Here is an 8,652-nt window from a genome sequence, read left to right on the forward strand (position 1 = left end):
TGCCGTTCCGATCGCGACCAGCACGCCTTCGCTACGGGGAAACACCAGCTGGCTATAGGGGTGAAAATGCGGCGCACTGTCCTGCTGCTGTTGCAGTTTGTCAAACAGGGTAAAGTCGAGGCGGTTGTCAAAAGCGTAATCCACACAGGCTCCCAAGCATTCGGCTTGCCGGCCATCATCCGGCAAGCCGGCCTCCCTGCCAACGTGGATAGTACATACTCTTGATACAGAACAAATAGTCAGGCTATTGCGCTGCCAGCGTCAGTACCACCGGCGTGTGATCGGACGGACGCTCCCATTTGCGCGGGGCCTTGTCGATGTCGCAAGCCAGCGCCCGCGCCTTAAGCGAATCACTGATCAGGATGTGGTCGATACGCACCCCAAGATTGCGGCGGAACATCATCGCGCGGTAGTCCCACCAGCTGTACTGCTTGTCGTCCTGATTAAACAGACGGAAAGAATCGGACAGGCCAAGCGCAATCAGGCGGAAGAAGGCGGCGCGCTCGGGTTCCGAGCACAAGACCTTGCCCTGCCAAGCCTCGGGGTCATATACATCGCGGTCGTCGGGTGCGATATTGTAGTCACCCAGCAAGGCGAAATCGGTATGTGCAGCCACTTCGCTTGCCACATAGCCTTCCAGTGCCGCGAGCCAGGCAAGCTTGTACGGATACTTTTCCGAGTCGACCGCCTCGCCGTTGACGAAGTAGGCACACATCACGCGCACCCCGCCTACCGTGGCGGTGATCACCCGGCGCTGTACATCGTCGTAACCGGGAATACCGCTGACCACATCGCTTAAGGTCAAAGGGCTGCGCACCAGAATCGCCACGCCGTTATACGTTTTTTGTCCCAGCCAGGCTGCGCGGTAACCGGCCGCTTCAATCTCTTCCTGCGGAAACTTGTCCTGATCCAGCTTCAGCTCCTGCAGGCACAAGACATCGACCGGATTATCCTGCAGCCATTGCAAGACTTGTGGCAGGCGCACCTTGAGGGAGTTGACATTCCAGGTAGCCAATTTCATCAATAAACCCAATCCGTTAAACAATACGTTTAATCAATTAAACAACACTCGCCGCAAGAAACATTGTCAGCCCGCTCTCCTGCGGCCTAGAATCAAATCGTCATATCAACGGAGAGAGCCTTTGCGAGCTCAAGACAAGCGTTTGCAGCACACCGATGCACGGGCACTTTGCCCGACGCAGAATCCGAATCGTACCACCCTGACCCCGATTGCGCCGTCGTTCGCGCTACGCACTCCCACCTTCCGCCACCACCATACGCTGGGTTCGCCCGAGCGGGAAGAGCCGGAAGCCAGCCGCTAATAATGCAAAACCGCCCGGTGACGGGCGGTTTTCCGATTTGAAATCCTGCTTAGAAACTGTGTGACAGACCGACACCCAAGGTGTACTCGTTGTCTACGCCGCTGCCACTGCCAAACGGCACGTTCTGGTCGTACTTGACGCGGCCGTAGGAGACATAGCTCATGGTGCGTTTGGAAATCTGATAATCAGTACCGACGACCCATTGCTGGTAACCGGTGTCCGACTGTTTGGCACCGTTTGCGTCGACATCCCAGCCATAGGCATAGGTCAGGCGCGGCGTGAAGTTGCCCAGGCTATAGGACGCGGTCAGCTCGGCTTCCTTGGTCTTTATGTTCTGGCCATACCAAAGAGGCAATGGTTGCCCCTCTGTCCGCTCGGTCAGGTTATCGAAAGACGGATTCGTCCCTGGCCACAAGTTACTGCCATAGCCCTTGGTCTGCTGGTAACCGGCAGCCAGATACAGCGGACCCTCGCTATACATAACCTCGAAACGCTGCCCCAGTGCCGGCGAAGTTCCTCCGGTTGTCGCCGAAGTGACATCACCATTTGGAGCAATCGTATTGACCGTCAATTGGTTGTTGTTCTGGTAGTTCAGGTAGCTGTACGCCGCAGTGAACGCCCCCCAGTTGTACGACACGCCGAAGTTGAAAGTGTTCTGCTTGGGCTGGCCGCCACCCGGCTCGTTAAAGCCGTAGAGCAACGCGAAGTTGAGCCCCCCCAGCAACGTCGGGCTGTCGTAGCGGATCGCGCTGTCGACCCGGCCGTCGGTACGGGTGAAGATACTGCTGCCGTTGACATGGGTGTCGGCGTTGTACGTCCACGGGTCGACATACTCCATATTCGAATTCTGGAAGGTGCTGATGTGGCCGAGCTTGACCGAGCCCCAGTCGTCGGAAGCCAGACCGATGAAGCTGTCACGCGTGGCAAAGGTATTGCCCGAACCGCCATCGGTAAAATCAATACCCTGCTCGAGCTGCCAGATCGCCTTCAGGCCATTGCCCAAGGCTTCATTGCCGCGAAAGCCGATATGCGAGTTCACACCGGATGCGCTGTCTATCTCGGTGGTAGCGCCAAATGAACCCGCAGTCTGGCCTGCGCTGTTATCCGGATAGGTCGCCGTCGCCGTCTTGTTGCGCGCAATCTCGCCAGTCATCTTGCCGTAGATTTCCACATCGGCCATTGCCGCTGCCGGCAAGGCAGCGATGGCCAACACCATTAATTTTTTCATATCCATACTCTCCTGTGAAACCCACATCCGTCCCAGCACGACAAGCCTGAAACAGGGTTGCGCGCAGCCTTGTGCAAACCTCTTACGTTTTAGTCAACTATCATCCGCTTTGCGCGCAGGCTCTACCCTGGGCGGGAATTGCATCTCGTCGATCCGCACAAACCGGGTCTTGTGTTTAATGCGGTAAACCAGCCACACCAGCAAAAACAGCGGCAAACCGATATAGGTGGCGATGATGCCGTTCCAGTTGATATTGGCCTCGAAAAAGGCTTCATAGTTTTGCCCAAGTACGATAAACAGGCACAGGCTGAAGGCGAACAGGGGGCCGAACGGAAAGAAGCGCGCACGATAAGGCAATTCGGACAAGGAGCGCCCTTGTGCGATAAAGCCCTTGCGGAAACGGTAGTGCGAAATGGCAATACCCAGCCAGGCAATAAAACCGCATAGCCCGGACAGATTCAGCAGCCACAGGTAAATCACCTGATCACCGACCAGCGAGGTAAAAAAGCACAAGGCCCCGACCGCAGTCGTCATCAGCAGCGCGTAAATCGGGATGCCGTTCTTGCTGAGTTTGGCAAACACCTTGGGGGCCTGCCCGTCCAGCGCCATCGAATACAGGGTACGGGTAGAGGCGTACATGCCCGAGTTGCCCGCAGACAGAATGGCAGTGAGGATCACCGCATTCATGATGGACGCCGCAGCCATGACGCCGCTTTTTTCGAGCACCAGGGTAAAGGGCGAGACCGCGATATCTTTGACATTGCTTCTGAGCAGCAAGGGATCGTTATATGGCAGCAACAGGCCAATCATCAGAATGGACAGCACATAGAAGATCAAGATACGCCAGAACACCTGGCGTATGGCTTTGGGTATGGTTTTTTCCGGATGCTCGGCCTCGCCTGCCGTGATACCGATCAGTTCGGTCCCCTGATAGGAAAAGCCGGCAATCATCGCCACACCGATAATGGCGTCCAGACCACCGACAAACGGCGCCTCTCCCATGGTGAAATTGGATAGCCCCGGTGCCGGCCCCTTGCCCAGCACACCCAATAGCATAAAGACACTGGCCAGCAGGAACACCACCACGGCGGAGACCTTGACCATGGAAAACCAGTACTCGCCCTCACCGAAACTCTTGACCGAAAAAGCATTCAGCAACACAAAGATGGTCAAAAACAGAGCACTCCACCAGTAACCGGGCACATCGGGAAACCAGAATGCCATCACAATCTGCGCCGCCACCAGTTCAACGGCGATGGTCACCGCCCAGTTGAACCAGTAATTCCAGCCTTGGGCAAAGCCGAAAGCCGGATCGACAAAACGCTCGCTATACAGGGTGAACGAGCCAGATTCGGGCATATACGCCCCCATCTCGCCGAGGCTGGACATCAGGAAATACACCATGATGCCGATCACCAGATAGGCCACCACCGCGCCCCCCGGCCCGGCCTGCGCAACCGAAGCACCGGAGGCGACAAACAGGCCGGTGCCGATGGCTCCGCCTATCGCGATCATGGTCAGATGGCGTGCCTGCAAGCTGCGATGCAGCCCGGTTGTGGTCTGTTCTTGTGCGCCAGTTTCGCTACCCATGCCTTGTGCTCCTGTCTGAGAGACGCCTGTCTACTCAAAATAGCAGGCCAATGTAATTTATCCCCCTTCAGGCATCCCAAATGGAAACAAAAAAGCCACCGAATTAACACCGGTGGCTTTTGAATGGAAAGATATAATTTGTGCTTAATGCACCGCTTCCACCATGCCGCCATGGCGCAATAGCGCGTCGATCTGAGGGTCACGACCACGGAAGGCGCGGAAAGATTCCAGTGCCGGACGCGAACCGCCTACGGCCAGGATCTCGTTCCAGAAGCGCGCGCCGGTTTCCGGGTTGGCGCCGCCCGCTTCTTCGAATGCCGCATAAGCATCGGCCGAAAGCACTTCCGCCCACTTGTAGCTGTAATAGCCGGCGGCATAGCCGCCGCCGAAGATATGGCTGAACGAGTTTGGGAAGCGGTTGTAGGCCGGCGGACGGTTGACGGCCACCTCGTCACGCACCGCTTCCAGCAGCGCCATCCAGTCGCCGTCCGGGTCCATCTCGTGATACATGCGCATGTCGAACAGCGAAAACTCCAGCTGGCGCACCATCATCATGCCGTTCTGGAAGTTCTTGGCCGCGATCATCTTGTCGAACAGCAGCTTGGGCAGCGGCTCGCCGCTGTCCACCTGTGCCGTCATGCCCTGCAGCACATCCCATTCCCAGCAGAAATTCTCCATAAACTGCGATGGCAGCTCGACTGCATCCCACTCGACGCCGGAAATGCCGGATACGCCCAGCTCATCGACGCGGGTCAGCAGGTGGTGCAGGCCGTGACCGAACTCGTGGAACAGGGTGATTACTTCATCGTGGGTAAATACGGCCGGCTTGTCGCCAACCGGGCGGGTGAAGTTGCAGGTGAGAAAAGCCACCGGCTTTTGCACCTTGCCAGCCTTGGTGCGGCGCCCGAATACATCAGCCATCCACGCGCCGGGGCGCTTGCCTTCACGCGCGTAAAGATCAAGGTAAAAACCGCCGATCAGCTCGCCATCCTTGACGATCTCGAAGTAGTCCACATCATCGTGCCATACCTTCGCTTCCGCCTTGCGGATGTCGACGCCGTACAGGGTTTTCACCACGCCGAACAGGCCGTCCAGCACCTTGGGCTCAGGGAAGTACTGTTTGAGCTCCTGCTCGGAGAAGGCATAGCGCTGTTCGCGCAGCTTTTCGCTGGCGTAGGCGATGTCCCACGCTTCCAGCGACTCCAGACCCAGCGTTTCGCGGGCAAAGGCTTCCAGCTCGGCGCGGTCTTGCGCCGCATACGGCTTGGCGCGCACCGCCAGATCGCGCAGGAAGGCAATCACCTGCTCCGGCGACTCGGCCATCTTGGTCGCCAGCGACAGCTGGGCGTAAGAGTCAAAACCCAGCAACTGCGCTTCTTCGCGTGCCAGTTTCAGCTTTTCGCGCATGATGGGGGTGTTGTCCTGCTCTGCCAGGCCGAATTCGGACGCACGCTTGGCGTAGGCTTCATACACCTCGGCGCGCAGTTCGCGGCGGTCGGCATACTGCATCACCGGGAAATAGCACGGAAACTGCAGGGTCAGCTTGAAGCCTTCCTTGCTGTCGGCCGCCGCCATCGCGGCGAACATGGCACGCGCATCGTCCGGCACGCCGGCAAGCTCAGCTTCATCGGCAATGATTTTCACCCAGGCATCGGTCGCATCCTGCACATTCTCGGAAAACTTGGCCGACAGCTCGGACATGCGCGTCGACACCTCGACATAGCGCGCCTTCTGCTCGTCCGGCAGCTCGGCGCCAGCCAGACGGAAGTCGCGCAGCGCATTTTCGATCACGGTCTTGCGCGCCTGTGGCCAGGCATCAAAATCGCCGGCAGCACGCAAAGCCTGATACTTGGCGAACAGCTCAAGGTTCTGCCCAAGCTCGGTGCCGAACAAGGACACCTTGGGCAAAGCGGCATTGAACGCATCGCGCATGCCGTCCATGTTGAGCACGCTATTAAGGTGGTAGACCGCATTCCATGCGATCCCCAGCCGCTCGGTGGCATCGGTCAGCGGGCCTTCGACATTATCCCAGCTCGGGGACTCGCTATTGGCGGTCACAGCAGCGACGGCGGCACGCGCCTCGGTCAGCAGCTGGTCGATGGCGGGCGCGACATGCTCGGCGCGGATTTCATCGAAACGGGGCAGGCCAGAAAAATCGAGCAGCGGGTTGGTATTCATCGTTATGTCATCCTTGGTCGGGGCTCGCCTGTATGATAGGCAGCATCAAACGACAAGATGAGGACAGCCCGATGAATCACAACCTGCGTTCTTTTGATGGCATCACGCCAAATGTGGCCGCTTCGGCCTATATCGACCCGGCAGCCGTGGTCATCGGTGAGGTCACACTGGAAAAAGACAGCTCGGTATGGCCGTATGCGGTCATCCGTGGCGACGTCAACAGCATCACCATCGGTGAAGGCAGCAATGTGCAGGACTTCGCCATGTTGCATGTCTCCCACAAAAAAGAATCCGATCCGCTGGGCGCGCCGCTAGTCATCGGCAAACATGTGACCATCGGCCACCATGTGACGCTGCACGGCTGCACCATAGACGACGAAGTGCTGGTCGGCATCGGCTCCATCGTGCTGGATCGTGCGCATATCGAAAAGCATGTACTGGTCGGGGCAGGTTCGCTGGTGCCGCCGGGCAAACGGCTGGAGTCGGGCTATTTGTACCTGGGCAATCCGGTGAAAAAGGTGCGCGCGTTGACGGCAGAAGAGATCGCCTATTTCAAGTACTCGGCCGAGCACTATGTGCGGCTGATGAATAAGCACAAGGGCTGAAGAGCAGCGAACTGAAACCCTGCAGGCGCGGACTCCCGCGCCTGCGTCCACCTCCTGCCACGACGGCTGAAGCACGCTTCCAGCTGCACGCAGCACCCGCTGCCATACATGCACACAAATCATCTGTCACCTGAAAAACCATCCTTTGCCAGTGACAGGGCAACAGCTGTCTAATCGCTCCCATCAGGCACGCTCACGATGCGTAAGCGGCCAATACTCCGGGAGATGTCATGCAAGGTGGTACAGGTTTATTACTGGTATTGCTATTGGCCATCGTGCTGATTGTGGTGCTGATCGTCAAAGTCCGGGTTCATGCTTTTCTTGCACTGATGGCGGCCTGTTTCGTGGTCGGCATCGGCTCGGGCATGCCGCTCACCTCGATTGCCGCCTCGTTCGAAAACGGGGTCGGTGGCACGCTGGGCTTTCTGGCGGCGATTATCGGTCTGGGGAGCATTCTGGGCAAAATGCTGGAAGAATCCGGCGGAGCCGAGCGCATCGCCAAGACCCTGCTGCAGACGCTGGGCAAGGATCGCGCTTCATGGGCGATGATGCTGGTCGGCTTCATCGCCGGCATTCCGGTCTTTTTCGAAGTGGGCTTTGTGCTGCTAATTCCGCTGATCTATGTCGTCGCTAAAGAAACTCGCCTCAATATGCTGTATCTGGGCGTGCCGCTGGCCATTTCGCTGATGGTGGTGCATTGCATGCTGCCACCCCACCCTGCCGCCATGGCAATTACCGGCATGCTGGGCGCCGATGTAGGCAAGGTCATCATGTACGGCCTGATCGTGGGCTTGCCGACTGCCATCATCGCCGGCCCGGTCTGGATCAATCTGGTATGCAAGCGTGAAGCACCTTCTACCCAGCAGGCTTTTCTGGAAGAGCGCTGTGACAGCAGCGAGCGCAAGGATCTGCCCGGCTTCGGCATCACCCTGTTCACCATCCTGCTGCCGCTATTGCTGATGGTAGGCAAAACGGTTGCCACCATGGGGCTGACGCAAGGCACCACCAGCTACGAAGTGGTTGCCTTTCTGGGTAACCCGCTGCCAGCGCTGGCGATTGCGGTGATGTTCGCCTATTGGTCGCTGGGGCTGCGTCGCGGCCTGAAGATGGCCGACCTGCTGGTGCTGACCGACAAATGCTTCCCGCCACTGGCCAGCATCTTGCTGATCATCGGTGCCGGCGGTGCCTTCAACGGCATCCTGATCGACAGCGGCGTGGGCAAGGTCCTGGCCGGAACGCTGGCACAACTGGACATGAACCCTATCGTACTGGCCTGGCTGATTGCAGGGCTGATGCACTTCGCCGTCGGCTCGGCCACCGTTGCCATGATCAGCGCGGCCGGCATGGTATTGCCTATGCTGGGCGATAACTCCGGCTACAGCCGTGAAATCATCGTGATTGCCATCGGCGCCGGCGCTATCGGCTGGACCCACGTCACCGACTCGGCATTCTGGGTGGTGAAGGAATATCTGGGTGTCTCGCTATCCGATGCACTGAAGAAATTTACCGGCGGTACCGTGCTGGCCTCCGTGGTCGCACTGGGACTGACTTTGCTGTTGTCGCGCGTGATTTAAGCAGACTACAGACAACACATGATCAAACTTATTATCTGATACAGGAGCAACATCATGATTCTGGGCAAAACAATTGAAAGCTGGTGCGCCAGCTACCCGCTGATCAATGAACTGATCGCCTTGCAGGAAACCAGCTGGTTCAACCCTGGCATCGC

Annotated in this window: 7 protein-coding genes; 3 read left to right on the forward strand and 4 right to left on the reverse strand. The window is 58.1% G+C overall.

What is annotated here, in order from left to right; all coding sequences use genetic code 11:
* Positions 1-244 precede the first annotated feature (244 nt).
* Positions 245-1,021, reverse strand: coding sequence for an exodeoxyribonuclease III (gene xth, locus EGI20_RS15120; protein WP_498632447.1), 777 nt, complete (start codon positions 1,019-1,021; stop codon positions 245-247).
* 121 nt (positions 1,022-1,142) lie between these two features.
* Between xth and EGI20_RS15125 the strand changes: the two genes are divergently transcribed.
* Positions 1,143-1,322 carry a hypothetical protein gene (locus EGI20_RS15125; protein WP_498632449.1) on the forward strand — a complete coding sequence of 60 codons (180 nt, stop codon included), beginning with the start codon at positions 1,143-1,145 and terminating at the stop codon, positions 1,320-1,322.
* Between the two features lie 49 nt (positions 1,323-1,371).
* On the opposite strand, the gene EGI20_RS15130 is transcribed toward EGI20_RS15125, so the two are convergent.
* The 3 genes from EGI20_RS15130 to EGI20_RS15140 all read right to left on the reverse strand — a co-directional run bounded on the left by EGI20_RS15130 (position 1,372) and on the right by EGI20_RS15140 (position 6,318).
* Positions 1,372-2,550 (reverse strand): porin, encoded by a 1,179-nt coding sequence (locus tag EGI20_RS15130; RefSeq protein WP_498632450.1) that lies wholly within the window; start codon positions 2,548-2,550, stop codon positions 1,372-1,374.
* Between the two features lie 93 nt (positions 2,551-2,643).
* Positions 2,644-4,140, reverse strand: coding sequence for an amino acid permease (locus tag EGI20_RS15135; RefSeq protein WP_498632451.1), 1,497 nt, complete (start codon positions 4,138-4,140; stop codon positions 2,644-2,646).
* Positions 4,141-4,284: 144 nt separating this feature from the next.
* Complete coding sequence (locus EGI20_RS15140) at positions 4,285-6,318, reverse strand: M3 family metallopeptidase (RefSeq protein ID WP_498632452.1); 2,034 nt, start codon at positions 6,316-6,318, stop codon at positions 4,285-4,287.
* A gap of 71 nt (positions 6,319-6,389) precedes the next feature.
* Between EGI20_RS15140 and EGI20_RS15145 the strand changes: the two genes are divergently transcribed.
* Both EGI20_RS15145 and EGI20_RS15150 read left to right on the forward strand, forming a co-directional pair.
* Positions 6,390-6,923, forward strand: coding sequence for a gamma carbonic anhydrase family protein (locus EGI20_RS15145; RefSeq protein WP_498632454.1), 534 nt, complete (start codon positions 6,390-6,392; stop codon positions 6,921-6,923).
* Between the two features lie 230 nt (positions 6,924-7,153).
* Positions 7,154-8,497, forward strand: a complete 1,344-nt coding sequence (locus EGI20_RS15150; protein ID WP_124736488.1) for a GntT/GntP/DsdX family permease — start codon at positions 7,154-7,156, stop codon at positions 8,495-8,497.
* Positions 8,498-8,652 lie beyond the last annotated feature (155 nt).

Source organism: Aquitalea sp. S1-19 (genome assembly GCF_024343515.1).

Excerpts from the sequence above, each read along its gene's own strand:
- EGI20_RS15135 (WP_498632451.1), bottom strand. The coding sequence starts at position 4,140 with ATGGGTAGCGAAACTGGCGCACAAGAACAGACCACAACCGGGCTGCAT.
- EGI20_RS15145 (WP_498632454.1), top strand. The coding sequence starts at position 6,390 with ATGAATCACAACCTGCGTTCTTTTGATGGCATCACGCCAAATGTGGCC.
- EGI20_RS15130 (WP_498632450.1), bottom strand. The coding sequence starts at position 2,550 with ATGAAAAAATTAATGGTGTTGGCCATCGCTGCCTTGCCGGCAGCGGCA.
- EGI20_RS15140 (WP_498632452.1), bottom strand. The coding sequence starts at position 6,318 with ATGAATACCAACCCGCTGCTCGATTTTTCTGGCCTGCCCCGTTTCGAT.
- EGI20_RS15150 (WP_124736488.1), top strand. The coding sequence starts at position 7,154 with ATGCAAGGTGGTACAGGTTTATTACTGGTATTGCTATTGGCCATCGTG.
- xth (WP_498632447.1), bottom strand. The coding sequence starts at position 1,021 with ATGAAATTGGCTACCTGGAATGTCAACTCCCTCAAGGTGCGCCTGCCA.